The sequence below is a fragment of the Mycolicibacterium sp. 624 genome (assembly GCF_040548615.1).
Lineage (GTDB): Bacteria > Actinomycetota > Actinomycetes > Mycobacteriales > Mycobacteriaceae > Mycobacterium.
Map to the genome: position 1 here is coordinate 124,762 of NZ_JBEPRZ010000009.1, position 26,188 is coordinate 150,949.

The 26,188-nt window shown below is 68.2% G+C and carries 20 protein-coding genes; 11 read left to right on the forward strand and 9 right to left on the reverse strand.

The window, feature by feature from the left end; translation table 11 throughout:
* Nucleotides 1-12: 12 nt before the first annotated feature.
* Nucleotides 13-1,665, forward strand: a complete 1,653-nt coding sequence (locus ABIA65_RS29085) for a (2,3-dihydroxybenzoyl)adenylate synthase (protein ID WP_354525728.1) — start codon at nucleotides 13-15, stop codon at nucleotides 1,663-1,665.
* A gap of 40 nt (nucleotides 1,666-1,705) precedes the next feature.
* Here the strand turns inward: ABIA65_RS29085 and ABIA65_RS29090 are convergent, their stop codons facing one another.
* From ABIA65_RS29090 to hemW, 3 genes are all read right to left on the reverse strand, one after another.
* Nucleotides 1,706-2,470, reverse strand: a complete 765-nt coding sequence (locus ABIA65_RS29090; RefSeq protein ID WP_354525729.1) for a nucleotidyltransferase domain-containing protein — start codon at nucleotides 2,468-2,470, stop codon at nucleotides 1,706-1,708.
* Between the two features lie 101 nt (nucleotides 2,471-2,571).
* Nucleotides 2,572-7,788: a type I polyketide synthase gene (locus ABIA65_RS29095; protein WP_354525730.1), complete on the reverse strand. Its 5,217-nt coding sequence runs from the start codon at nucleotides 7,786-7,788 to the stop codon at nucleotides 2,572-2,574.
* A 268-nt stretch (nucleotides 7,789-8,056) separates the two neighbouring features.
* Nucleotides 8,057-9,166, reverse strand: a complete 1,110-nt coding sequence (gene hemW, locus ABIA65_RS29100) for a radical SAM family heme chaperone HemW (RefSeq protein ID WP_371747098.1) — start codon at nucleotides 9,164-9,166, stop codon at nucleotides 8,057-8,059.
* Between the two features lie 324 nt (nucleotides 9,167-9,490).
* Here hemW and ABIA65_RS29105 point away from each other — a divergent pair, with 324 nt between their 5' ends.
* The 7 genes from ABIA65_RS29105 (at nucleotide 9,491) to ABIA65_RS29135 (ending at nucleotide 16,795) form a co-directional block, all read left to right on the forward strand.
* Nucleotides 9,491-11,191: a nitrite/sulfite reductase gene (locus ABIA65_RS29105; RefSeq protein WP_241404476.1), complete on the forward strand. Its 1,701-nt coding sequence runs from the start codon at nucleotides 9,491-9,493 to the stop codon at nucleotides 11,189-11,191.
* A 33-nt stretch (nucleotides 11,192-11,224) separates the two neighbouring features.
* Nucleotides 11,225-11,929: a phosphoadenylyl-sulfate reductase gene (locus ABIA65_RS29110; protein WP_241404475.1), complete on the forward strand. Its 705-nt coding sequence runs from the start codon at nucleotides 11,225-11,227 to the stop codon at nucleotides 11,927-11,929.
* Complete coding sequence (locus ABIA65_RS29115; protein ID WP_354525731.1) at nucleotides 11,926-12,642, forward strand: sirohydrochlorin chelatase; 717 nt, start codon at nucleotides 11,926-11,928, stop codon at nucleotides 12,640-12,642. Before ABIA65_RS29110 ends, ABIA65_RS29115 begins: the two co-directional genes overlap by 4 nt.
* 220 nt (nucleotides 12,643-12,862) lie before the next feature.
* Complete coding sequence (locus ABIA65_RS29120) at nucleotides 12,863-13,135, forward strand: hypothetical protein (protein ID WP_354525732.1); 273 nt, start codon at nucleotides 12,863-12,865, stop codon at nucleotides 13,133-13,135.
* Nucleotides 13,136-13,215: 80 nt separating this feature from the next.
* Nucleotides 13,216-14,838, forward strand: coding sequence for a S53 family peptidase (locus ABIA65_RS29125; protein WP_354525733.1), 1,623 nt, complete (start codon nucleotides 13,216-13,218; stop codon nucleotides 14,836-14,838).
* Nucleotides 14,835-16,055, forward strand: coding sequence for a zinc ribbon domain-containing protein (locus ABIA65_RS29130; RefSeq protein WP_241404463.1), 1,221 nt, complete (start codon nucleotides 14,835-14,837; stop codon nucleotides 16,053-16,055). Before ABIA65_RS29125 ends, ABIA65_RS29130 begins: the two co-directional genes overlap by 4 nt.
* Entirely contained in the window at nucleotides 16,052-16,795 is a 744-nt protein-coding gene (locus ABIA65_RS29135) for a hypothetical protein (RefSeq protein ID WP_354525734.1), read from the forward strand. Before ABIA65_RS29130 ends, ABIA65_RS29135 begins: the two co-directional genes overlap by 4 nt.
* A 19-nt stretch (nucleotides 16,796-16,814) precedes the next feature.
* Here the strand turns inward: ABIA65_RS29135 and ABIA65_RS29140 are convergent, their stop codons facing one another.
* From ABIA65_RS29140 to ABIA65_RS29160, 5 genes are all read right to left on the reverse strand, one after another.
* Nucleotides 16,815-17,900: a sulfate/molybdate ABC transporter ATP-binding protein gene (locus ABIA65_RS29140; protein WP_354525735.1), complete on the reverse strand. Its 1,086-nt coding sequence runs from the start codon at nucleotides 17,898-17,900 to the stop codon at nucleotides 16,815-16,817.
* Nucleotides 17,901-17,927: 27 nt separating this feature from the next.
* Complete coding sequence (gene cysW, locus ABIA65_RS29145) at nucleotides 17,928-18,740, reverse strand: sulfate ABC transporter permease subunit CysW (RefSeq protein ID WP_241404456.1); 813 nt, start codon at nucleotides 18,738-18,740, stop codon at nucleotides 17,928-17,930.
* Nucleotides 18,737-19,630, reverse strand: a complete 894-nt coding sequence (gene cysT / locus ABIA65_RS29150) for a sulfate ABC transporter permease subunit CysT (protein ID WP_241404454.1) — start codon at nucleotides 19,628-19,630, stop codon at nucleotides 18,737-18,739. The genes cysW and cysT overlap by 4 nt, the downstream gene beginning before the upstream one ends.
* A complete protein-coding gene (locus ABIA65_RS29155) occupies nucleotides 19,627-20,673 on the reverse strand; it encodes a sulfate ABC transporter substrate-binding protein (RefSeq protein ID WP_241404453.1) in 1,047 nt (348 codons plus the stop codon). The genes cysT and ABIA65_RS29155 overlap by 4 nt, the downstream gene beginning before the upstream one ends.
* A gap of 349 nt (nucleotides 20,674-21,022) precedes the next feature.
* Nucleotides 21,023-21,217, reverse strand: coding sequence for a hypothetical protein (locus ABIA65_RS29160; RefSeq protein ID WP_241404449.1), 195 nt, complete (start codon nucleotides 21,215-21,217; stop codon nucleotides 21,023-21,025).
* Between the two features lie 24 nt (nucleotides 21,218-21,241).
* On the opposite strand from ABIA65_RS29160, the gene ABIA65_RS29165 reads away from it, so the two are divergent.
* From ABIA65_RS29165 to ABIA65_RS29175, 3 genes are all read left to right on the forward strand, one after another.
* Nucleotides 21,242-22,480, forward strand: a complete 1,239-nt coding sequence (locus ABIA65_RS29165; RefSeq protein WP_354525736.1) for an FAD-dependent oxidoreductase — start codon at nucleotides 21,242-21,244, stop codon at nucleotides 22,478-22,480.
* Between the two features lie 61 nt (nucleotides 22,481-22,541).
* Nucleotides 22,542-24,548, forward strand: a complete 2,007-nt coding sequence (locus tag ABIA65_RS29170) for a glycoside hydrolase family 15 protein (protein ID WP_371747097.1) — start codon at nucleotides 22,542-22,544, stop codon at nucleotides 24,546-24,548.
* A 75-nt stretch (nucleotides 24,549-24,623) separates the two neighbouring features.
* Complete coding sequence (locus tag ABIA65_RS29175; protein ID WP_502919632.1) at nucleotides 24,624-25,730, forward strand: LLM class flavin-dependent oxidoreductase; 1,107 nt, start codon at nucleotides 24,624-24,626, stop codon at nucleotides 25,728-25,730.
* 4 nt (nucleotides 25,731-25,734) lie between these two features.
* Here ABIA65_RS29175 and ABIA65_RS29180 read toward each other — a convergent pair whose 3' ends face one another.
* Nucleotides 25,735-26,181: a winged helix-turn-helix transcriptional regulator gene (locus tag ABIA65_RS29180; RefSeq protein WP_241404441.1), complete on the reverse strand. Its 447-nt coding sequence runs from the start codon at nucleotides 26,179-26,181 to the stop codon at nucleotides 25,735-25,737.
* Between the last annotated feature and the right edge of the window lie 7 nt (nucleotides 26,182-26,188).

A 26,188-nucleotide genomic window follows, 5' to 3' on the forward strand; every position in this document is an offset into this window, starting at 1 on the left:
TGGACTTCACCGATGAGCACCGGATCTCAACGTGGGCAACGTGACCTCGGCCGGGGTTTCGTGCCGTTTCCCGACCACCGCGCCGAGGAATACCGAAGCGCCGGCTACTGGCGGGGACGGGCCCTGGAGAGCATCCTGCGCGACGCGGCGACCCAGTGGCCGGACAAGCCCGCTGTGATCGATGCGACTGGTAGCCACACGTTTGCCGAACTCGACGCGGTGGCCGATCGAATGGCCGCCGCGCTGGCCGCCCGTGGCATCGCACCGGGCGACCGCGTGCTCCTGCAGCTGCCCAACACCCGGGAGTTCGCGGTGGCGGCGTTCGCGCTGCTGCGGGCCGGCGTGGTCCCGGTCTTGTGCCTGCCGGGCCACCGTTCGGCGGAGTTGGGCCACTTCGCCGAGGTGAGCGGCGCCGTCGGCCTGGTGATTCCCGACGTGGTGGGCGGCTTCGACTACCGCGAGATGGCCGGTCAGCTCCGGGACGCACACCCCGATCTGCGCCACGTGTTGGTGCACGGTGAGCCCGGCTCCTTCGAATCCTGGTCCGCACTCGCAGATTTCGAGGATCCGAGCCCTCCTGTCTTCACCGTCGACACCAGCGAGCCCGCGGTGCTGCTGGTATCGGGCGGCACGACGGGCCTACCCAAGCTGATCCCCCGCACCCACGACGACTACGTCTACAACGCGGTGGCCAGTGCGCAGGCCTGCGAGATGGTCCATGACGACGTCTATCTGGTGGTGTTGCCTGCCGGGCACAACTTCCCCTTCGCCTGCCCCGGCCTGCTCGGAGCCATGACCGTCGGAGCGTCCTCGGTGTTCACCGCCGATCCCAGCCCCGAGTCGGCGTTCGCCCTGATCGACAAGCACGGCGTCACCATCACCGGCATGGTCAACGCCCTGGCCAAGCTGTGGACACAGGCGTGCGACTGGGAGCCCGTGCTGCCGACCACACTGCGGCTGGTCCAGGTGGGCGGGTCGCGACTCTCCCCCGATGAGGCCCGCTACATATATGACGGCCTGACCACGGGACTGCAGCAGATCTTCGGCATGGCCGAGGGCATGCTGCAGTTCACCCGGCCCGGCGACCCCGTCGAGGTGGTGGCCAACACTCAGGGCCGGCCGATGTCCCCGCACGACGAGCTGCGCGTGGTCGATGAGTCAGGTGTCGAGGTGGCACCCGGCGAGGAGGGCGAACTGCTGGTCCGCGGGCCCTACACCCTCAACGGGTACTACCGTGCCGACGAGGCGAACGCCCGCTCCTTCTCCCCCGACGGCTTCTACCGCTCGGGTGACCGGGTACGCATCTTCGCCGACGGCCCGCTGGCCGGCAACATCGAGGTCGTCGGCCGGATCAAGGACGTCATCCACCGCGGCGGTGAGACGGTGTCGGCCACCGACCTCGAGGATCACCTGCACACGCACCCCGCGATCTACGCGGCTGCCGCAGTCGCACTTCCCGACGACTACCTCGGCGAGAAGATCTGCGCCGCAGTCGTCTTCAGGGGGCCTCAGATATCGCTGGCCGAACTCAACGCCTTCCTCGACGAGCGCGGCGCCTCGGCGCACGCACGGCCCGACATGCTGGTACCGATGCCGTCGCTGCCGATGACCGCCGTCGGCAAGGTCGACAAGAAGAGTCTCGTGGCCGCGATTTCGGCGCGATAAGGAGCGGTGAGCGCTCCGAAACGCGCCGAAATCGCGGGGTTCAGCCGCGCCGCGCCGCCTCGCACAGGCCGTGGGCCCGTTCCACGGCGGCGCGCAGTGCCGCGGGCTCGGCGTCCAGGCCCGCAACCACATCGTCGATCGCGCCGAGGCCCGCGCGCGCCAGCAGGGTCTTCTCGTTGGTGATCCACTCGCCCCGCACCGCGAGCACTGAATGTGCGCTCTTCATCGCTGCCTGGATCAGCAATCCGGTGGACTGCGCCACACGTCCCTGCGGAGCGCACGCGTTGCGGGCATGCCCGAACACCAACTCAGCGTCCGCCCACCAGACGCCAGGCGCATGCTTCCGCAGTGCGTCGGGATAGGCCGGCTTCTGCAACGGATCGGGGAGTTCGCCGCGCAGCACGCGATTGATGGCGAGTTCGGCGACCACGAGGTACGACGGGATGCCCGCGAGGTGAAACAGCAGAGGCTCGACATGGAACCGGCCGGCCTGCGCCTCGCCCATTTCGTGCTCGACGACGTCGAGGTCGCGGTAGATCACATCGACGGACTGGCCGTCGACCTGAAGCCACGCGCCGCCGTTGAAAATCCCGCCGCCCCAGGCGCCGACGTCGAACACCTCACCCGTCCAGCCGACGGCTCGCAGGTCGTCCGGATCGAAGTGGCCGCGGTAGTACAGGCCGAGGTCCCAGTCGCTGTCGGGCCGATGGGTGCCCTGCGCTCGGGACCCGCCGAGGGCAACCGCCTCCACGCCGGGCAGCCGGACCAGGCGGTCGGCGATATCGGCGATGAAGTTGTCTGCCACAAAGCTACGGTCTCACGGACATCGTCCTCGGGACCAACGATTTTCGGCGCGCTAAGGAGCGCTCACCGCTCCAAAGCGCGCCGAAATCGCGGCTAGTGCGGCTAGAGGGTGACGCTGGCGGCCGAATCCAGCATCTCGGTGATCTTCTCGGCGACCGCGGCCGCGGTGGGGTGCTCCCACAACAGCGTCGGGGGCAGCGTGAGGCCCGTCTGCTTCTCCAACTGACGCCGCAGCCGCACCGTCATGATCGAGTCGACACCGAGTTCCACCAGCGGCAGGTCCGGATCGACATCGGCCTCGGACAGCCCGAGCTGGGCGGCCACCGCAGCCAGCACCTGGCCGGCCAGCCACTCCGGATCCACCTCACCCGATGCCATGTGTGACGGTGCGGAGCCCTCATCGACGGGCTCATCGTCGCTGGGCGCCACATCGGCCAGGATCGGCACCGCGGCGGCGGCCGGCAGCAACGGCAGCACCACGACGTTCGGATCGTCATCACGCATCGCGAGGTCCAGCGCACGCATCGCGTCATCGGCTCCCACGGTGCCCATGCCGAGCGCCTCGAGTTGGGCGGCGACGAACTCCGACGCCGAACCCATACCGAGGCCGCGCCACGCCGTCCACGCCACCGCGGTGGTCCGGTCACCCAGGCTGCGCCGGTGCCGCGCCATCACGTCGAGGAACGAGTTCGCGCACGCGTAGGCGCCCTGGCCCGGGAATCCGGCGAGGTAGCCGCACGACGAGAACAACACCATCCAGTCGAGTTGCTCCGGCGGGAAGACCTCGTGCAGTGCCAGCGTGCCGCGCACCTTCGGGTGCATTGCCGCGGCGAAGTCATCCGGCGTCGTATTCGACAGCAGCGCACCGGCTTCCACACCAGCCGCGTGGATGACACCACGCACCGGCGGCAGGTCTGCCAGCACCGCGCGCAGCGCGTCGGCGGAACCGGGCGCACCGATGTCGACGGCGGCGGCCGTCACGGTGACACCGCGATCCTCCAGCGCGCAGACCGCGCGGACCGCGTCGGACTGACCCTCGCTCCAGGACGCCCGATCCGGTAGCCCCGATCGCGACAGGAGCACCAGGCGTCGGGCGCCGAGGTCGGCGAGGCGCTGCGCCATGCGCAGGCCGAGCACGCCGGTACCGCCGGTGATGAGGTAGGTGCCCGCCGGGGAGCACTCCATCGGGGACGCCGTTCCGGGTCCGGCCGGAGCCAGGCGCGCCACCAGGGCGGCACCGTCCCGGATCACGACAACACCGTAACCGTGCAGTGCGATCGCGCCGAGCGGCAGACGTCCGTCAGCCACGTCGATGACACCGCCCCAGTGTTGAGGCTGTTCCGCGGCGGCCACCCGGGCCAGGCCCCACAGCGGTGCGTGAGCGAGGTTGGCACCCTCGTACACGCCGGTGGTGAGGACCCACAACCGGGCGTTCAACCCCGACTCCTGCACCAGGGCCAATGTGCGCATGACCAGATCGACAGACGCCTCGGGCGCATCGTCCTGCCGTGGAAGTACCAGCACCACCGCGGTGGGACCGAGTTCCTCTGAGAGAACGTTCAATTCGGTGATCGACGCGATCTCGGCGGGATCCTCCACCGCACGGTAGGGCACGCCCGCGGCCGCCAGGTCGCGTACCGCGCCGTCCAGCCCGTGGGCGTCGCCGCCGACGAGTACGACGCCGCTGGGACGGTCGTCCGCACGCCAGGCAACGGGCTGCCAGTCCACGTGGTGAAGCATTCCGGCCGCGTCGTTCAACGAACGCTCCCGGCCCGGATTGTCGAGTTCCTCGAACGCCATCCCCGATATCGACACCAGTACCGAGCCCGACTCGTCGGCGATGGACACATCGGTGGTCATGGTGCCGGGTCGGCGCCTGACGTGCAGCGTCGCGACGGCGGGCGGCGCACCGTGCACGTGCACTCGCTCGATGCGGGCGGGCATCCGAAGCCGCGGCGGTCCGTCGAACGTCGTCGACGCGGCCGATGTCGCGGCGTCAATGAGCGACGCCCACGTGCTCGGGGCCGATCCGTCGGCCTCCGCCGCAACGACACCAAGCAACTCGTCGGCACCGCGACGCAGATCCCGCACATCCCAGCCGAAGCCCATCGCCGCGACGCCGAGGGTCGCGAGCGTGTCGATGACGTGGCGCGGCGGCAGCTGCTCGGTGCAGCGCTGTCTCGCGGACTCGAGATCCACCTGGGTGTCCAGGAGTTCGTCGATATCGTCCTGCACGGCCACCACGGCGCGGCTGTGCGTCAACCACCCACCGTCATGCGAGTCGTCGAGTTCGACAAGCCGCGAGGCGAGCGTCAGCTCCCGGTCCTGCAACACCACCTGGAGATCGCGGGCGCGTCCCGGCGGGACAGGGGTTCGCAACTGGACGTCGGCCAGCCCGATACCGGTGCACTCACGGCCAGCACCGAGTTCGCCGCCGCGTGCCGCGGTGAGGAAGGTGTTGAGAAGCACTGCGGCGGGGACGATCTCGGTGCCCTGCACGGGATGGTCGCCCGGGTACGGGCGGGTGTCGAGGTCCAGCCTCGTCTGCCACATCCGGGTCGACACGGCGCCCGTGACCTCGGTCCGTCCGCCGAGCAGGGTGTGACTGTCGGTGTCGTGGACGCCGCGACCGCCGGGCGGCGGGGTCGGGGTGCGCCAGAAGCGGCGGTGCTGCCACTGCGTGCCGGGCAGATCGCCGGCCCAGGGGTCCTCGGCGGTAACACCGTGCTCAACGGTGGCGCCGTGGCAGTACAGCCATGCGACCGACGTCGCGACGGCCCGAACCTCCGGGGTGTCACGGCGAAGCACTGGCACGGCCCCGTGCTCGTCGATGCCGAGGCCCAACAGTGTCTCCACGATCGAGTGCGACACAACCGGATGCGCGGACACCTCGAGGAAGAGCCGGTGCCCGTCCTCGGCGGCGGCGGTGACGGCCTCGGCGAAGCGCACGCGCCCCCGCAGGTTGGTCACCCAATAGTCGGGATCGCGCGGCGCGGTGGAGCGCGGATCGGCCAGTGCCGTCGAGTACAGCGGGATGCGCGCGGGCCGTGACGGTGCGAGCCCGCCGACCAGCCGCGCGAGATCGCCGGTGAGCGCATCCATCGCGGGGCTGTGGAACGCCACGTCGGTGTTGACCCGCCGCACCACGACGCCCTCAGCGGCCCACGACTCGCACACTGCCTCGACGGCGTCGGTCAGTCCCGAGATGACGGTCGACTCCGTCGAGGCGCTGATGGCCGCGACGACATCGGTGCGACCGGCCAGTCGGCGCTCCGCCTCCGCGAACGGCATGCGGACCAGTGCCATCGAGCCAGCACCCATGACCGAGCGGAATCCGCGGGCCCGATAGCACGCCACCGCGGCGCCCTGGCGTAGGTCGAAGACGCCGGACACCACGCAGGCGGCGACCTCGCCCACGGAGTGGCCTATCACCGCGCCCGGTGTGACGCCGCGGTCTCGCAGCACGGCGGCGAGCCCGACCTGCATCGCGAATGTCAGCGCCTGGACCCGGTCGGTGCCGCCCAGCTCGCCGGAGGTCAATGCCTGGCGAGCCGAGAAGCCGAGCTCGACACCGAATACCTCGTCCACCTCGTCAATGACACGGGCGAACGCCGGTTCGGACTCGATGAGCTCGCGGCCCATGCCGACCCAGTGCGAGCCGTGACCGGAGAAGACCCAGACCGCATCGCGGGCCCGGCCGGATGGCACGGTGCCGGTGACGAGATTGGTGGTGGACTCGCCGCGAGCCAGCGCGTCCAGTCCCGCGATCAGCTGGTGTGGATGCCGGGCCACGACGGCGGCGCGGACGGGCTCGTGGGTCCGTCTCGCCCACATCGTCGCCGCGACCTGCTCGGCGGGCACGTCGGCGGCCCTGAGGTGGTCGGCCAGCGCCTCGGCCTGACGGACCAGCCTCGCCTCCGAGCGCCCTGACAGGGGGATGACAACGGGCACGGGCTGCACGGCAGGCCCGCGCTGCGCAGCGACGGGAGCCTCCTCCAGCAGCACGTGCGCGATGGTGCCGCCGTATCCATAACTGCACACCGCCGCCCGCCGCGGCACCGCACCGCGCACCCACGGCTCGACCTCGATCGGAACACGCAGGCCGCTGTTCGCCCAGTCCACCGCGGGAGTCAGCGCTTTCAGTCCGGCGGTCGGCGGAATCGCCTCGTGATGCAGGGTGAGCACGGTCTTGATGAGCCCGATGACGCCCGCGCCACCCTCGAGGTGGCCGACGTTGGGCTTGACGGAGCCGATGCGGCACGGCTGATCGGCCGGGCGTCCGGCGCCGTACACCGCGGCCAGCGCACCCACCTCGGTGGGATCGCCTGTGGGCGTGCCGGTTCCGTGCGCCTCGATATAGCCGACGCTGACCGGATCGATAGCCGACATGGTGCAGGCCCGTCGGAACATGTCTGCCTGGGCATCGCCGTTGGGCGACATGATGCCGACCGTGCGGCCGTCCTGCGCGATCGCTCCCCCGCGCACGACCGCCAGCACGTGGTCGCCGTCGCGCTGGGCGTCGGAGAGTCGCTTGAGCACCACAACGCCCACGCCCTCACCCCGGCCATAGCCGTCGGCGGCCGCGTCGAAGGTCTTGCACCGGCCGTCGGACGCGGTGGCGCCGGCCTCGTCCAGCACGCGGACCAGGCCCGGACCGATCAGCGCGCTGACACCGCCTGCGAGCGCCAGCGACGTCTCGCCCGCGCGAAGCATCTGGCAGGCCTGGTGCACGGCGACCAGCGACGCGGCGCACGCGGCATCGAGCGCGACGCTGGGGCCACGCAGGTCGAGCAGGTGTGACACGCGGTTGGCGATGCCGCACAACGAGGTGCCGATCCCGGTCCACGCCTCGATACCGGGCAGATCCTCCATGATCAACTTGCCGTAGTCATCGGAGTTGACGCCCATCAGCACGGCAGTGTCGCTGCCCGCCAACGCCTTCGGTGACACGCCCGCGTTCTCGAGCGCTTCCCAACTCACCTCAAGCGCGAGGCGCTGCTGCGGGTCCATCAGCTCCGCCTCGCGCGGCGACACCCCGAAGAACTCGGCGTCGAAACCGGGCAGATCGTCAAGGAAGGTGCCCCAGCGCGTGGTCTCACGCAGCACCGCGGCGTTGCGCGGGTCGCGACGAAGGTACGGCTCCCACCGTTCCTCGGGGACCTCCCGCACGTCGCTGCGGCCCTCAAGCAGGAATGTCCAGAAGTCAGCCGGGGTGGCGATGTTGCCCGCGACGCGGCAGCCGAGACCGATGACGGCGATGGGTTCCGGCACCAGCGTTTCCGGGGCCGACGTTTCCGGGGCTGAGGTTTCTGGCGCCATGTCAGCAGGTTTCCGAGGACACGAAAGTCTGGATAGCCTTGCCTAAGTGCGCTGGCGACATGCGGACAATACTGGCATACCGACCCTGCCGGTTGGTCCCCACCCGCGCGGGGAGCGCGAAGAAGGGGGAGTTTGCCTGTCGGCGCCCATGACGTGGGGTTTCACCGTTGCCGGGTTGTCACACCAGCGCTTGCCCCCAGCACGCGGGCCGACACGGTGTTAGCTCACTCACACGCCGGGCCGCCACCGGCCCCGGCGAACCCACCTGTCAGGCGAGCAGGTCGCGCACGACGGCGTCGGCGAGCAGTCGCCCTCGGTCACTCAGGACCAGGGCATCGTCGCGGCGCAGGAGAAGGCCGTCACCACGCAGCGTTTCGGCTCGGGCCAGTTCGTCGGCGTCGAGGAGATCCACCGCGAGGCCGTCACGCAGCCTGGCCTGCAGCATCACGGCCTCGACGTGCATATCGGTGTCATCGAGCACCTCGGAGTCGGCGACGGGCAGCCTGCCAGCGGCGAGTTCGCTCGCATAGGCGTTGGGGTGCTTGACATTCCACCACCGCGTGCCGTCGACGTAGCCGTGCGCACCGGGACCCGCACCCCACCATTCGCCGCCCTGCCAGTAGCCGAGGTTGTGCTGGCACTCCCCTCCCGGCCGACTCCAGTTCGACACCTCATACCAGTGCAAACCGGCGTCGGACAGTCGCGCGTCGAGCAGTTCGTAGCGGCCGGCCAGCACGTCGTCGTCGGGTGCCGCGATCTCACCGCGCCGGACCCGGCGGGCGAGGGCTGTGCCGTCCTCAACGATCAGCGAGTAGGCGGACACGTGGTCCACCCCGGCCCCGATGGCTGCGTCGATCGAGGCCCGCAGATCGTCGTCGGTCTCGCCAGGTGTGCCGTAGATGAGATCGAGGTTGACGTGCTCGAACCCCGCCGCACGGGCCTCGATGGCCGCTGCTGGCGCGCGGCCCGGCGAGTGCACCCGATCCAGCGCGGCGAGCACGTGCGGCGCCGTCGACTGCATACCCAGCGAGATCCTGGTGAACCCCGCGGCGCGCAACTCGGCGAAGAACGCCGGTGACGTGGACTCCGGGTTGGACTCGGTGGTGACCTCAGCGCCGGGTTCGAGATCGAAGTGCTCAAGGACCGCTGCCAGCACCGCGGCCAGGCCCTTGCCGCCGAGCATCGACGGGGTACCGCCACCGACGAACACCGTCCGCAGCGACCGGCGATCACCGAGGCGCCGGGCGGCCAGCTCCAGCTCGATACGCAGAGCGGCCAGCCAACCGTCGGGGTTAGCGCCGCCCAGCTCCGACGGTGTGTAGGTGTTGAAGTCGCAGTACCCGCACCGGGTAGCACAGAACGGCACGTGGACGTACATGCCGAACGGACGGGAACTCACCATGTCAGTGTTGCAGAACCGGTTGCACTCACCGTGATCGCAAAGCTGGCCCAGTTAGGGCGCATGAGGCCGGTCGTGGCAGAATGGGCACCGTGTCTGCCGCCCTGAGTCCACGCCGCGTATCGCTCGTGGCGCGGCGGCACGTTGACTTCAAGCGCGTTTGCACCTGTATCTGTCTGCTTTGACGTCGTAGACCTGCCCACCTGTACTTCCAGCTGGCCGCCGGATCTGCGCCGCCGGAACAGCCCCCGGTGGACGCTCGTGATCTGAAACGCCGGCTCCTCGCAAGAAGGGGCCCACCCCATGACCACAGCAGCATCCAAACCCGCAGATACATCCGCCGCGGCCAAGCCCGCCAAAGCCCCCAAGGTCGAAGGCCAGTGGGCGCTTGGCCACCGCGAGCCGCTCAACGCCAACGAGCAGGCCAAGAAGGACGACAACCCGCTCAACGTGCGGGAACGCATCGAGAAGATCTACGCCCCCGGCGGCTTCGAGTCCATCGACAAGGGCGACCTGCGTGGCCGTTTCCGCTGGTGGGGTCTCTACACACAGCGCAAGCCCGGCTACGACGGCACCTGGACCGGTGACGACAACACCGACATGCTCGAGGACGAGTACTTCATGCTGCGGGTCCGCAGCGACGGCGGTGCGCTGACCGCGGCCGCGCTGCGCACCCTCGGCGGGATCTCGACTGAGTTCGCCCGCGACACCGCCGACATCTCCGACCGTCAGAACGTCCAGTACCACTGGATCCGCGTCGAGGACATGCCCGAGATCTGGAACCGGCTCGATGCGGTCGGCCTGCAGACCACCGAGGCCTGCGGCGACTGCCCGCGCGTCGTGTTGGGCTCGCCGCTGGCCGGCGAGTCGCTCGACGAGGTCATCGACGGCACCCCGGCGGTCAACGAGATCGTCAAGCGCTACATCGGCAAGCCCGAGTACTCCAATCTCCCCCGCAAGTTCAAGACCGCGATCTCGGGCCTGCAGGACGTGGTGCACGAGATCAACGACGTCGCATTCATCGGCGTTGTGCACCCGGAGCACGGGCCCGGCTTCGACCTGTGGGTCGGCGGCGGCCTGTCCACCAACCCGATGCTGGGTCAGCGCCTCGGCGCGTGGGTGCCGATCGACGAGGTGCCCGATGTGTGGGAGGCCGTGGTCAGCGCGTTCCGCGACTACGGCTACCGCAGGCTGCGCGCCAAGGCCCGGCTGAAGTTCCTGATCAAGGACTGGGGTGTCGAGAAGTTCAGGGAGGTTCTCGAGACCGAGTACCTGAAGCGCCCCATGATCGACGGCCCCGCACCCGACCCGGTGACGCGTCCCATCGACCACGTCGGCGTGCAGAAGATCAAGAATGGGCTCAACGCCGTCGGCGTGGCTCCCATCGCGGGCCGGGTCTCGGGCACGATCCTGAGCAAGGTCGCCGATCTCGCCGAATCGGTTGGCTCCGACCGGATCCGGTTCACCCCGTATCAGAAGCTCATCATCCTCGACGTGCCCGATGACAAGGTCGAGGAACTGCGCACCGGCCTCGACGCCCTCGGCCTGCCGTCGCAGCCGTCGCACTGGCGGCGCAACCTGATGGCCTGCACCGGCATCGAGTTCTGCAAGTTGTCCTTCGCCGAGACCCGCAAGCGCAGCCAGACGCTGGTTCCCGAGCTGGAGCAGCGACTCGAGGACCTCAACGCCGAACTCGACGTCCCGGTGACCATCAACATCAACGGCTGCCCGAACTCGTGCGCCCGCATTCAGGTCGCCGATATCGGCTTCAAGGGCCAGATGGTCGACGACGGTGACGGCCCGGTCGAGGGTTTCCAGGTCCACCTCGGCGGCAGCCTTGGCCTGGACAGCGGTTTCGGGCGCAAACTGCGCCAGCACAAGGTGCCGGGCACCGAGGTCGCCGACTACATCGAGCGAGTCGTTCGCAACTTCATGAAACAACGCGAGGATGGCGAGCGTTTCGCTACGTGGGCAGTGCGTGCTGACGAAGCGGACCTTCGATGAGCCGCTTGCGCGAAGAGCAGATTGAGGTAATCGATGACTGACTTGCGATCTGAAGAAGACCTGATCGAACTCGCCGAGCGCGGCGCGGCAGAACTGGTGGACGCGTCCGCCGAGGAGCTGCTGCGCTGGACCGACGAGCACTTCGGCGGGCAGTACGTCGTGGCGTCCAACATGCAGGACGCGGTTCTGGTCGACCTGGCCGCCAAGGTGCGCCCGGGTGTCGATGTCCTGTTCCTGGACACCGGCTACCACTTCGTCGAGACGATCGGCACACGGGACGCCGTCGAGGCGGTGTACGACATCAACGTCGTCAACGTGACCGCCGAGAACAGCGTTGCGCAGCAGGACGAGTTGCACGGCAAGGATCTCTTCGCCCGCGACGCCGCGTCGTGCTGCCGGATGCGCAAGGTCGAGCCGCTGGGCAAGGCCCTGTCGGGTTACACGGCGTGGGTGACAGGCATTCGCCGCGTTGAGGCACCGACGCGCGCCAACGCGCCGTTGATCAGCTTCGACCATGCGTTCGGCTTGGTGAAGATCAACCCGATCGCGCCGTGGTCGGACGAGGATATGCAGGCCTACATCGACGATAACGACGTGTTGGTCAATCCCCTTGTCTACGAGGGCTACCCGTCGATCGGTTGCGCCCCCTGCACCGCCAAGCCCGAAGAGGGTGCCGACCCGCGCAGCGGCCGGTGGGCCGGGCAGGCCAAGACGGAATGCGGTCTACACGCCTCGTGAGTGTCTTGATCCTCGCGGCCCACGGCAGCGCTGATCCCCGATCGGCCACCGTGACGCACGCGCTGGCCGGTCGGATCAGGCGCCTGCGCCCGTGGCTGGACGTCCGCGCGGCGTTCCTCGATCACTCCGAGCCCAACCTGACCGACGTGCTCGCCGACATCGCGGAACGCGACCACTCCGCTGTGGTAGTGCCGATGCTGCTGGCCAGCGCGTATCACGCGCGGGTCGACATCCCGGCCATGATCGAGGCGTCCGGCGCGGCGGTACGCCAGGCCGACGTCCTCGGCGAGGATCCGGCACTGCTCGCCGTGCTCGGGCAGCGTCTCGCCGAACACGGCGTGTCCCCTGGTGATCGTGATCTCGGGGTGATCGTCGTGGCGGTCGGTTCCTCGAGTGACGCCGCGAACGCCCGCACCGGCACCGTCGGGCCTGCGCTTGGGTCGGGTACGAGCTGGGCTGGGGTCGAGGTGGCCTTCGCGACGGGACCGCACTCCGATCTGACCGAGGCCGCCGACCGCCTGCGGCGCCGGGGTGCGCGCCGCATTGTCGTCGCCCCCTGGTTTCTCGCCCACGGCCTCATCACCGATCGCGTCGCGAAGTCGGTGGCTACCGTGGGTGCGTCGATGACCGCGCCGCTGGGCTCCCACAATCTTGTCGCCGCGGCATTGCTGGATCGGTTCGACGAAACGCAGTCCGCCTACGTCGCGGCCTGACGCGCCTGCCACGAACCCTTGGCCTCGGCGGCTTACCCGCCTGGATTAACGGCTACGAGGTCCGACCTGCGGCTCGAGCCCGTCAGATTCGCGAATTCGCCGTCTGAGCTTTGCCACAAAAGTTTGCTCTGGTGTGCCACAATATTGACGTTACCGTTGTACGCCAACGACTCGCAGAGCAGTCGTTGGTTCCAATTCGGGGATGAGATTGGACAACAGCATGAAATCAGGTCGTTTTGCCCGTCGACTGGCGTTGGTCGCCGGCGGGGGCGCGATCATCGCGATGGGTGCGCTGACCGCTGGCTGCGGTACCAGCGAAGAGCCGAGCCCGTCGACCACGACCACGACGACCACGTCCTCGGTTGCACCTTCTCCGACGGAGAAGAACATCACTCCCGGCGGCGGGAACAGCTTCTCGCCCACGGTTGTGGCGCCGCCTGCTGCGACGCAGGCTCCCGGCAACCACCGCTCGGACGGAAGCCACCGCGGCTGACAGCCAACCGCACCTCCTGCAGATGGCACTGAATTCGCCACTCTGCGGGAGGTGCGTTCGGCACAGGTCGGCGATCATTGATGGGTAGGCGCAGGCTCTTTCGCCAGCTGCTCGGATGCTGGTTGACGGTGTCGCTTGCCGCCGCGACCGTGCTCGTTGCGGGTAAGAACGCTGATCCGGTGACACCGGATGCCACGACGATCGGTGGCCCCTATGCGCGGCTGCTCGCAAGTTCCACCGATCTGGGTCCCTCCACCCTCGACAGCGCGCAGCTGACTGTCGCCATTCGTGATTCGGCGCGCCCTCTGGCGTTGATGCGGTGGGCCGAGGCCGAGGGCCTCGACGTGCGCTGGGACGACGGCGAGGACTGGGCCATCGTCGGGGGTCGCCCAGCTCAGCTCGCCAACGCCTTCGACGTCCCGGTGCACGACTACCGAGGCATGCAAGGTCAGGTGTTCTACGCCTCGGCCAAACAAGCGGCGGTGCCGCAGGCGATACGTGGCACCGTGAGCGACCTCGGGCGCATCCTCGGCTTCACCCCGCACCGCGAGGCACGTCCATGGATGCTTCCGCTCGACGTCCCGAACCACGGCCTGTCGCCGAACCACGTGCTGACGGCCTACAACGCGAATCGTCTTGCGGCGGAGGGGTTCACCGGCAAGGGTCAGACCATTGCGATCTATGCGTTTCACGGTTTCGACCAGACCGATCTCGACGAGTTCGCCACCGGATCCGGGTTGCCGCTGCTGAAGCCCATCGTGGTCGGCGGAATGCCAGACGACACCAACGGCGCTGAGACCGTGATGGATCTTGAGGTGGTGCACGCCATCGCACCCGACGCGCAGAAGGTCGTCGTCAACGCGCGGCCCACTCTCGAGGGCGGCCGCACCTACGAGCGCATCGCCGAGATGTTCGACTCGGTCGACCGCCAGTTCCCCGGCGCCATATGGAGTTTGTCGATCGGCTGGGGTTGCGACGCACTGATCACTGCCACCGACCTGCGACCCGTGCAGTCCGCACTGCAGCGCGCGCACGCGCATGGGACGACGGCCTTCGACGCAAGCGGGGACACCGCTGGGCTCGAATGCAAGGGGGGCCCGAACTGGTCATCCCCGCCTGGCCCGGATGACGTCGGACTTGACGCCGTCGCATCGTTGCCCGGCATGACCTCGGTTGGCGGGACCACACTGTCGACCGACGACAGGGGCGAATGGCAGTCGGAGCAAGCCTGGTTCGACTCGCCCCTGTCCCAGGGCTCCAGCGGGGGTGTGTCGAAGCTGTTCCCCCGCCCGATCTGGCAGGAGCATGTGTTCTCCAAGCGCGACCCCGACTTCGAGAGTCGATTGACGCCCGACGTCGCCGCGGTGGCCGATCCGTTCACCGGTATGCGGATCCGGTACGACCAGCAAGACTTCGTCGGTGCGGGCACGTCTCAGGCCGCGCCCATCTGGGCTGGGCTGACCGCAATCATGAATCAGTACCTCCTTGCCAACGGCGGACGAGCACTCGGCGACATCAATCCGTTGCTCTACCGGGTGGCGGCTGGCGCGAATCGTCCCGGCTTCCGTGACGTCAGCCTCGGCGCGAGTGCGGTCGATGTCGCGGCTCCCGGCTACGACCTGGTCACCGGACTCGGCAGCCCCAATGTCGAGGGGCTGGTGCACGACTTCCTCGACATCCAACGCGGGGCGGCGCCGCGATGACCGCTGAGCTGCCGCCCGATGAGTGGGAGTCGTTGCCCACCATGCCCTGTCGTGCGTGCGGGCGAAGCGTTCCCGCCGGCGCGTTCTGCGGTGAGTGCGGCACCGCACTGTCCCCTCAGCCTGGTGATGGACCCGTGTGGTTGCGGATCCGGGCCTACGCCGCGGCACCGGACGAGCACATGGTGCGCCCTTCGATCACAACCTCGGTCTTTCCGCAGCTGCCACGCCGTTCTCGAACGGCTTTCCGGGTGGGCCTTATCCTGCTGGTCGTCCTCCTGACCGTCTTCGCCGCGCTGCAGCTGGAGCCAGCGCTGATCGGGATCAGCGCGCTCGGGTTGCCGCTCTTGTTCGGTGTCTATCTGTGGGAGACCGACGCATTCGATGGCGTGTCCGTCCGCTCCCTCGTGGTCAGCGCAGCCCTCGGCATCGGGTTGGGCATCGGCTGGGCGGTCGTCACCAACGCCGTCTGGGCTCGGACCTACGACGACGTGCTCGGCACACCGATGACGCCGGTGCAGGCGCTGATCAACCTGGTGGTTCTGCCCATCGCCGGTGTCCTCCTCATGCTCCTTCCGGTGGCCGTCGTGCGGTTGTGGCACACCGGAGCACGGGAGTCGCTGGACGGGTTCTCCATCGGTGCGCTCGGGGCCCTCTGCTTCATCGCCGCGGGCGTCCTCACGTACGGTGCGCCGGAGTTCGCGAACGGGCTTGTGGCCAAGGATTATCCACGGGACGCGCTGATCTCGCTGGCCGCGATCCGAGGTGTGGCCGCACCCCTGACGGCGGCGGCCATCGGCGGCATGGTGGGTGCAGCGCTCTGGTTCAGGCCGCGAGCAGATCCCGAGGTCGTGCGGCACTGGCACTCGCTGACCTCTCCCGTGCCTGCCATCACCATCGCCCTGCTCGCGTACGTCGCGCAGAACGCGATCGACTTCGCCTGGATCTCGTACGGCCTGATTGTGGGTCTCTACGCCGCGATCGCGGTGCTCTCCCTCGTCGCGCTGCGGGCGGTTCTGCACTCCGCCCTGCTCGGTGAGACCTCCGCTGACACCAACCCCACCCAGCCGGTGCTGTGCCCGCAGTGCGACCACGTGGTGCCTGATCGGGCCTTCTGCGTCAACTGCGGGATCGCGGCGAACGCGGCATCGCGATCGTCTCGGCGGGCACGACGGACCGACCGCCCGGTGTCGATCGACCAGCCACAGGCCGGCCCATGAGCGCGCCAACGACTGCCGCCCCGACGCCACAGTGGCCGGGACAGTCGGTCCCGGGCGGATCGTATCTAGCCCCACCACCGCGCCATACGTCACTGGGGCGCCTGCTGCTGATGCAGGGCACCGCAGCGGCTGTCGTGGTGGCGGCGACGATCGGCCTGTCACTTCTGGTCACGCCCGCCCCGGCGGACTACGCGTGTCCCCCCGACTGCGGACGGCCTCCCATCGGCCAACCCGTCGCGACCAATCCCCGGTTCACATCCGCAGATGGCGCGTTCTCGGTCTCCTACCCTGGGCCCACGACGGCGTACGAGGCCACCCTCGAGCCCGATGGCGTGGTCTTGGACCTGCAGGCCGGAGACGGCGGGACGCTGCACCTGTTCGGTCAGCCCGCACTGGGCCGGAAGCCGCGTCAGATCGCCAATGACCTGATCGACGAGCACTTCCCGGACTCGACCATCGCCTACGAGATACCGAACGCGCAGGTCGGCTATCAACCGGGATACGGCGCCGTCGTGGATGTGTACAAGCCCAATGCGTCCGGCGGTTCCGCCCGGCTGCGGGTCCTGATCATGGTCGCTGTGAAGCACGACCTAGCGCTGATCGCCGAAGGCGCAGGGCCGTATCACGAATTCACTCCGGACTTCGGTTCCGGGCACCCGTCCGGCGCCAACTTCTTTCTCGCGCTGGACATGAGCAAGTACGTCAACAGTTTCATGTGGCGCGGGGACCCGCCGCGCTGACGCAAATCAGGCCCCCGAATCAGGCTTTGGTCAGCGTCTCGACCTCGTGGTCCACCGAAGCCGTGGCGGCGCCGCCGGGAATCGGCGGTACCCGGGTGGCGCGCACGTACACGGTGTCGCCCTCCTTGAGTCCCAAGGCCTCGGCGTCGCCACGGGTGATCTGGGCGGTGAACGGCGTGTGGTCGGCGGAGTTCGTCAGCTCGACACGAACCTCGAAGCCCAGGACCACGATTCGGTCGATGACGGATCGGATCACACCCGTGGCCGCGATGCTGCCCTCGGCCTGCGCGATCGCCATATCCGGATTGCGGCCGACGCGAATGTCGTGGGGCCGCACCAGGGTGCCGTTGAGTGATGACACCGCGCCGAGGAAGGACATCACGAAGGCGCTCTGCGGGCTGTCGTACACCTCGGTGGGAGAGCCCACCTGCTCGATGCGTCCCTTGTTGAGAACCGCGATACGGTCGGCCACATCGAGGGCCTCGGCCTGATCGTGCGTGACGAGCACCGTCGTCACGTGCACCTCGTCGTGCAACCGACGCAGCCACGCGCGCAGGTCCTCGCGCACCTTGGCGTCGAGCGCACCGAAGGGCTCGTCGAGCAGGAGCACCTGCGGGTCGACGGCGAGCGCGCGGGCCAGGGCCATCCGCTGCCGCTGACCGCCGGACAGCTGATTGGGGTACCTGGTCTGAAAACCCGAGAGCCCGACGATCTCGAGGAGGTTGTCGACCCGGTCCTTGATCTCGGCCTTCGGCTTCTTGCGGATCTTGAGCCCGAAGGCGACGTTATCGCGAACCGTCAGGTGTTTGAACGCCGCGTAGTGCTGGAACACGAAGCCGATGCCGCGTCGCTGGGGCGGCACATTGGTGACGTCCTCGCCCTTGATGGTGATGACGCCGCTATCAGGCTGATCGAGCCCCGCGATGGCGCGCAGGAGCGTCGACTTGCCCGAACCGCTGGGACCCAGAAGTGCGGTCAGCGATCCCTCCGGCACGTCGAAGTCGATGTTGTCCAGGGCCACGAAATCGCCGTAGCGCTTGTTGGCGCCGCGCACGGTGATCGCGTTCTTCTGCTGCTCGCCCCGCGAGCGCTCATCGAGTGTCATGTCATCGGGTCCTTGTCGATCGAAGGCCTATTTTGCCGCGCGGGCGCGGCGGGCGTCGAGAATCACCTGTGCGACGAGCACGAAGACGGCGACACCCATGAGCAGCGTTGAGATGGCGTATGCGCCGTACTCCTGGCCGCGGTTGTAGCGGTCGGCGACCAGCAGGGTGAGCGTCTGCGAGGTGCCGGGCAGGTTCGACGACACCATGATCACCGCGCCGAACTCCCCGAGCGTGCGTGCGATGGTCAGCACGATGCCGTACGTCAGACCCCATCGAATGGACGGCAGCGTGATCTTCCAGAAGGTCTGCCACCATGACGCGCCCAGTGTCGATGCCGCCTCCTCCTGGTCGGTGCCGAGCTCGTGCAGCACGGGCTCGACCTCCCGGATGACGAAGGGCACGGTGACGAAGATCGACGCGAGCACGATGCCGGGCAGGCCGAAGATGATCTTGAAACCGAGGTCGTTCTCCACAAACCCCAGCACGCCGGCAGAACCCCACAGCAGGATCAGCGCGACGCCGACGACAACGGGTGACACCGCGAACGGCAGGTCGATGACGGCCTGCAGCGCACTCTTGCCGCGAAACCTGTTGCGGGCCAGTACGAGTGCGGTCGGAATGCCGAATATCACGTTGAGCGGGACGACAATCGCCACTACCAGCAGGGACAACTGCAGCGCCGAGATGGCGGCTGGGGTGGTGATGGACGCGATGAACTCACCGACGCCCGGTTCCAGGGTGCGCCACAGGATCAACCCGACCGGCACGATGACGAGGATCAGGATGTAGCCGAGTGCGGTGTAGCGCAGCAGGTTGCGAACCAGTGGCGACAGGTTCATTGCGCCAGCTCCTCGCGCTTGGCGGCCCGGGATCCGACCGCCCGAAGGACGAACAGCACTACGAACGAGATCGCCAGCAGCACGATCGAGATGGCTGCGGCGCCGGTGCGGTCGTCGTTCTCGATCAGGGTCCGGATCCACTGCGAGGAGACCTCGGTCTCGCCGGGAACGGCACCACCGATGAGCACAACGGAGCCGAACTCGCCGATCGCGCGCGAGAACGCCAGGCCCGCACCGGACAGTAGCGAGGGCAGTAGCGCCGGAAGGATGATCTTGGTGAAGATCGTCACGTTGTTGGCGCCCAGCGACGCCGCGGCTTCCTCCACCTCGTGGTCGAGTTCGAGCAGTACGGGTTGCACCGAGCGCACCACGAACGGCAGCGTGACGAACAGGAGCGCGATCCCCACGCCCCACTGAGTGTGTTGAAAGTGAAGTCCCACTGGACTGTTCGGTCCGTACAGGGCCAGCATCACCAGGCTGGCGACAATCGTCGGCAGCGCGAACGGCAGGTCGATGACCGCGTCAACCAGTCGCTTGCCCGGGAAGTCATCGCGTGTCAGCACCCACGCAACGATCAGACCGAACACGACATTGATCACCGTGACACCGATCGAGATCGTCAGCGTGACACGAAACGACTGCAGTGCCGCGGGCGATGACACCGCACTCCAGAACGCACTCCAACCGCCGCCCGCCGACTGCCAGAGGATCGCCGCCAGCGGAAGCAGCACGATCACCGACAGCCACAGGGTCGCGGCACCCACACGCAGTCCCGTGGTTCCGTGTGCCGCGCCGAATGCCCGCCGCCTCCGGGGAGATCCGCCCGAGGCACCGCTTCCGGTGACCTCGGGGCGGACCGCCTCGGGATTCGGGTCGACGGCTGTGGTCATCCAGTCGCCTGCTTGTAGATCTTCGTGATCGTGCCGTTGTCCTTGTCGAACAGTGCGGGATCGACCTCAGTCCAGCCACCCAGGTCGGCGATTGTCCACAGCTTCTCCGGGGCCGGGAACTGCGCGGCGAACTGCTCGGCCACGGCAGGGTTCACCGGCCGGAACCCGGCCTCTGCCCACAGCTTCTGCCCCTCGTCGGTGTAGAGGAAGTTCTTCAGCGCGTTGGCCTTCTCGACGTGTGCGCTGCTGGTGACGACCGCGACTGGGTTCTCGATCTTGAACGTCTGCGGAGGGTTGAGGTAGTCGAAGTCGCGGCCCTGGCGCTGGGAGTTGATGGCCTCGTTCTCGTAGGCGAGGAGGACGTCACCACTGCCCTGCAGGAACACATCGGTGGCCTCACGGCCGGAGCCCGGTCGCAGCTTGACGTGCTCGGTGACGAGCTTGTTCACGAAGTCCAGGCCGGCCTGCGGGTTTTGGCCACCGTTGCTCTTGACGGCGTAGGGCGCCAGCAGGTTCCATTTCGCCGAACCCGAACTCAGGGGGCTGGGTGTGATCACCTCGACGCCCGGCTTGAGCAGGTCGTCCCAGTCCTTGATGCCCTTGGGGTTGCCCTTACGGACCATGAACGACACGACGGATCCGAACGGGATGCCCTTGGTGGCATCCGCGTTCCAGTCCTTTGCCACCTTGTCGGCCTTGACCAGTCGGGTGATGTCGGGATCGACCGAGAAATTGACGATATCGGCGGGCTTGCCGTCGACGACGCCGCGGGACTGGTCACCCGACGCGCCGTAGGAGGTCGTCACCGCAACGCCCTTGCCCTCCGGGGTGGCGGCGAACGCCGGGATGATCTTGCTCCAACCGGGTTCCGGGACCGCGTAGGCCACCAGGGTCAATGTCGTGTCGGCCTTGCTCGCTCCGTCACCACCCGCGACGTCGCTGGCTCCGCCGCCGCAAGCAGTGAGCAGCGTGGCGGTGAGCGCGATGGCACCGGCCGATAGCCAGGACTTCCTGCTGTTGAGCGACTTCTTGATGTGGGACATGGGGACCTTTCGAGAGGTGAGGGAAAGTATTACCCCGTCACAACGGAAAGGTGATCGATCAGCTCCCGGGCACCCTGGCCACACGACTGACGCCAAACCGCGAACGGGCTGGGGTCAGCGACAACAGAGAACGGCTGCAACAACGGGAGAGCCCACGCCAACGAGAGCCACGATGTGGCTCTCGGCGCTGCGGGACGCTGCGTGCATGGCGCGAAGAATAACAGAGGTGTTCGCCGAACATGAGACGAGCGAGCCCGACGATCCGATCAGCGGGTGAACAGCCACATGACGATGACCAGGACCACCAACAGGATCAGGATCAGCGTGACGCGCGAACGGGGCATGCCGGTCACCCCTCTTCCTCGCCGGTGTGCCCGGCGCGTCGCAACAAACGGATGCCATTGCCGAGCGCCCCGTCGAGCACCACCGCGATCCCGTAGGCGAGAAGCAGGACCACGGGCATCACCACCGCGGTCTGCGCGACGAATCCGAGGCCCGACAGCCACAGTTCCACGCCGTCCCACCAATTCAGAATGCCGCTCATCACGACCACCATACGATCAACGCCATGGCGGACCCCGGCAAGGCTCCTCTCGATGTGACGACGTGCCTGGTCGCGGGCGGTGGTCCGGCGGGGATGATGCTGGGTCTACTGCTCGCCCGGGCCGGGGTGGACGTCACGGTGATGGAGAAGCACGCCGACTTCCTGCGCGACTTCCGCGGTGACACCGTGCATGCCAGCACGCTGCGCCTGTTGGACGAGTTGGGTCTCGGCGACGAGTTCGCCGCCCTCCCGCACCGGATGATCGACAGTGTCAACGCGACCGTCCAGGACACCACGGTCAAGGTGGACCTGACCCGGTTGCCCGGCCCCCACAAGCACATCGCACTGGTCCCCCAGTGGGACTTCCTGGAGCTGCTGGCCAGCGCGGCGCAGGACGAGCCAACCTTCCGCCTGATGCGCAGCACCGAGGTTCTCGGTCCGGTGCGGTCAGGGGGCCGCGTCACAGGGGTGCGCTACCGAGGCGCCGACGGCGCGGAGGCGCAGATGCGGGCCGATTTGACCGTCGGCTGCGACGGGCGGTCCTCGACCCTGCGCGCGGCCGCCGGGCTCGCGACCCGCAGTTTCGGCGCCCCGATGGACGTGTGGTGGTTCCGTCTGCCCCGTCATGCCGGCGACCCGCACGGCCTCAACGGCATCTTTCGGTCCGGACACGGCTGCGCGCTGATCGACCGCGGCGACTACTTCCAGATCGCCTACCTGATCCGCAAGGGCGCCGACGCGGCGATGCGTGCCGAGGGCATCGAGTCACTGCGGCGTCAGGTCTGCGAACTGGTGCCCTGGCTCGCCGACCGCATCGACGCGCTGGAGTCCTTCGACGATGTGAAACTCCTCGACGTGCAACTCGACCGGCTGCGCCGCTGGTACACCGACGGGCTGCTCTTCATCGGCGACGCGGCGCATGCCATGTCGCCGATCGGCGGGGTGGGCATCAACCTGGCCGTCGCCGACGCGGTGGCCGCAGGCCGGATCCTCGCCGATCCGCTTCGCCGGCGGTCTGTCACCACCAGACACCTGGCCGGAGTGCAGGCGAGACGGTGGCTGCCCGCGGCCATCATTCAGCGGGTTCAGCGCACGGTGCAGGACCGCGCCATCGCGGTGGGACTCGGCACCGACACCGGCCTGCGGACCGCACCGCGGGCGGTGCGCCTGGTCAACAGATTCCCCGCGTTGGGGGCTGTGGCTGCGTACGGCGTGGCCATCGGCCCGCTGCCGGAGCATGCACCGGCCTACGCCCGCCGCTGAGTCGCGGCCGGCTCACAAGTAGACGGCGGGCGGGTTGGCGGTCGATGATGTGCCCATGGTCATGGAGCACACCGAGTCCGCCGACGACACCGACACGGATGCCGTGGCCGAGGCGCCCTTCACTGTGACCGCGCCGGTGCCGTACGCGCCCGGCGGGGGGCCGCTGCGCAACCCGTTCCCGCCGATCGCCGACTACGCGTTCCTGTCCGATTGTGAGAACAGCTGTCTGGTCTCCTCGGCCGGGTCGGTGGAGTGGATGTGTGTTCCGCGGCCGGACTCACCGAGCGTGTTCGGGGCGATCCTGGACCGCGGCGCGGGCCACTTCCGGTTGGGCCCCTACGGGGTGACGGTTCCGTCTGCGCGTCGCTACCTGCCGGGCAGCCTGATCCTGGAGACGACGTGGCAGACCCACACGGGTTGGGTCATCGTCCGCGACGCACTGGTGATGGGGCCCTGGCATGACCTGGACACTCGCTCGCGCACCCACCGCCGCACGCCGATGGACTGGGACGCCGAACACATCCTGCTGCGCACGGTGCGCTGTGTGAGCGGTGTGGTCGAACTGGTGATGAGCTGCGAGCCGTCCTTTGACTACCACCGCGAGCCTGCCACCTGGGAGTACTCGGCGGCCGCCTACGGCGAGGCCATCGCGAGGGCCAGCAAGAATCCCGAGGCCCACCCCACCCTGCGGCTCACCACGAATCTGCGGATCGGCCTGGAGGGTCACGAGGCGCGGGCGCGGACGCGGCTCAACGAGGGCGACAACGTGTTCGTGGCGTTGAGCTGGTCCAAGCACCCGGCCCCTCAGACCTACGAAGAGGCCGCCGACAAGATGTGGAAGACCAGCGAGTCGTGGCGGCAGTGGATCAACATCGGCGACTTCCCCGACCATCCGTGGCGCTCCTATCTGCAGCGCAGCGCGCTCACGCTCAAGGGCCTCACGTACTCCCCCACCGGCGCACTGCTGGCAGCCTGCACCACGTCGCTACCGGAAACCCCTCAGGGCGAACGCAACTGGGATTATCGCTACTCCTGGATTCGGGACTCCACGTTCGCACTGTGGGGTCTGTACACGCTGGGCCTGGATCGTGAGGCCGATGACTTCTTCGCGTTCATCGCCGATGTGTCCGGTGCCAACAACGGGCAACGCCACCCACTTCAGGTGATGTATGGCGTCGGCGGCGAACGCACGCTGGTCGAGGAGGAGCTGAACCACCTCTCGGGCTATGACAATTCGCGGCCCGTCCGCATCGGCAACGGTGCGTTCGACCAGATGCAGCACGACATCTGGGGCACCATGCTCGACTCGGTGTATCTGCACGCCAAGTCCCGTGAGCAGATTCCGGAGATGTTGTGGCCGGTGCTCAAGGAGCAGGTCGAGGAGGCCGTCAAGCACTGGCGCGAACCAGACCGTGGCATCTGGGAGGTCCGCGGCGAGCCGCAGCACTTCACCTCGAGCAAGATCATGTGCTGGGTGGCGCTGGACCGCGGCTCCAAACTGGCCGAGCTGCAGGGCGAGAAGAGCTACGCGCAGCAGTGGCGGGCGATCGCCGAGGAGATCAAGGCCGACATCCTGGCCCACGGTGTCGATTCGCGCGGCGTACTGACCCAGCGCTACGGCGACCCCGCACTGGACGCCTCGCTGCTGCTGGCACCGCTGGTGCGGTTCCTGCCGTCCGACGACCCCCGAGTGCGGGCGACGGTGCTGGCCATCGCCGACGAGCTCACCGAGGACGGCCTGGTGCTGCGCTACCGCGTCGAGGAGACCGACGACGGGCTGTCCGGCGAGGAGGGCACCTTCACCATCTGCTCGTTCTGGCTGGTGTCGGCGCTGGTCGAGATCGGCGAGTTCAGCCGGGCCAAGCACCTGTGCGAGCGGCTGCTGTCATTCGCCAGCCCGCTGCACCTGTATGCCGAGGAGATCGAGCCCCGCACGGGCCGCCACCTCGGCAACTTCCCGCAGGCATTCACTCACCTGGCGCTGATCAACGCCGTGGTGCACGTCATCCGCGCCGAGGAGGAGGCGGACAGCACCGGCGTGTTCCAACCGGCCAACGCGCCGACCTAACAGCGGGTCCTGACGTCAGGATCACGCTGCACCGATATCTTGTCGCGGCCGCCGCCAGCACGGACCATGTTGCCGGTGAGCATCCATCTGCACTGGTTTCTGCCCACCAACGGCGACAGCCGGGAGATTCTCGGATCGGGTGATGACTCGCATCTGGCCGTTGGTCCGTCGGCGAGCCGAATCCGCCAGCCGACGATCGCCTACCTCGGCGAAATCGCCCGCACCGCAGAGCTTCTCGGATTCGAGTCGGTGCTCACGCCAACCGGGACGTGGTGCGAGGACGCGTGGGTCACCACGGCGGCGCTGACCCAGGTCACCTCCCGGTTGAAGTTCCTGGTGGCGTTCCGGCCGGGCTTCATCTCCCCCACGCTCGCGGCGCACCAGGCCGCCACGTTCCAGCGCATCTCCGGTGGCCGGCTGCTGCTCAACATCGTCACCGGTGGCGATCCCGTCGAGCAGGCCCGGTTCGGCGATCACCTGGGGCACGACGAACGCTACCGGCGCACCGGGGAGTTCCTTCGGGTACTGCGCGGCGTCTCGGCGCTGCCACGCGGCGAGACGTTCGACCTCGACGGTGACCACTACCAGATATCTGGTGCCCGAATCGATTTCGGCGACTGGGATCCTCCGCAGATCTTCTTCGGCGGTGCATCCAGCGCCGCCGAGGACGTCGCGGCACGCTATGTCGACACCTATCTGTCGTGGGGCGAGACGCCAACCCAGATCGCCGAGCGGCTCGACCGGTTGCGTGTCCGTGCCGCCGAGCAGGGCCGCTCGCTGCAGTTCGGCATCCGGCTGCACGTGATCAGCCGGGACACGTCGGCCGAGGCGTGGGCGCACGCCGAACGCCTGCTGTCGGCCATCAGCGATGAACGGATCGCGACCGCGCAGCAAGTCCTGGCCCGCTCGGAGTCCGTGGGCCAGCGCAGGATGACCGCCCTGCACGAGGGGCGAACGGCGAATCTCGAGATCTCGCCGAACCTCTGGGCCGGTTACGGTCTGGTGCGCGGTGGTGCGGGCACGGCGCTGGTCGGCAGCCACACCGAGGTCGCCGACCGCATCGCGGAGTACCACGCGCTGGGCATCGACCACTTCGTCCTGTCGGGACAACCACACGTCGAGGAGGCGTACTGGTTCGCCGAGGGCGCGGGCGCGGTGCTGCGCGCCCGCGGCCTGGTGTGAGGCCTCAGGTGTCCACCCTGTGCACGTGGGTGTTTGCAGGAGTGAGTTCGACGCCGTCCTTGTTCACCACGCGAAGCGTGGGCACAGCACCTCCACCGGTGTCGTCGACCAGCGTCGAGTGCCGCTCGCCAGCCAAGAAGGCGTGGCGTTCACCCCATTGACGGAGACTCACGATCACCGTGAACAGGTCACGGCCGCTACTGGTGAGCACGTACTCCTTGCGGGTTCCCTGCTCGTTTGACTGAGTCTCGAGAATCCCCTGTTCGACCAGGACGCGCAGCCGGTCACTGAGGATGTTCTTGGCGATACCGAGACTGCGCTGAAGCTGACTGAACCGGCGAGCACCGTCAATGGCGTCCCGCACGATCAGCAGCGACCACCGATCGCCGACGAGGTCGAGTGCTCTCGCGACGGGGCAGTGCTGGTCGGTCCATCGATCGTTGTCAGTCATCAACCCT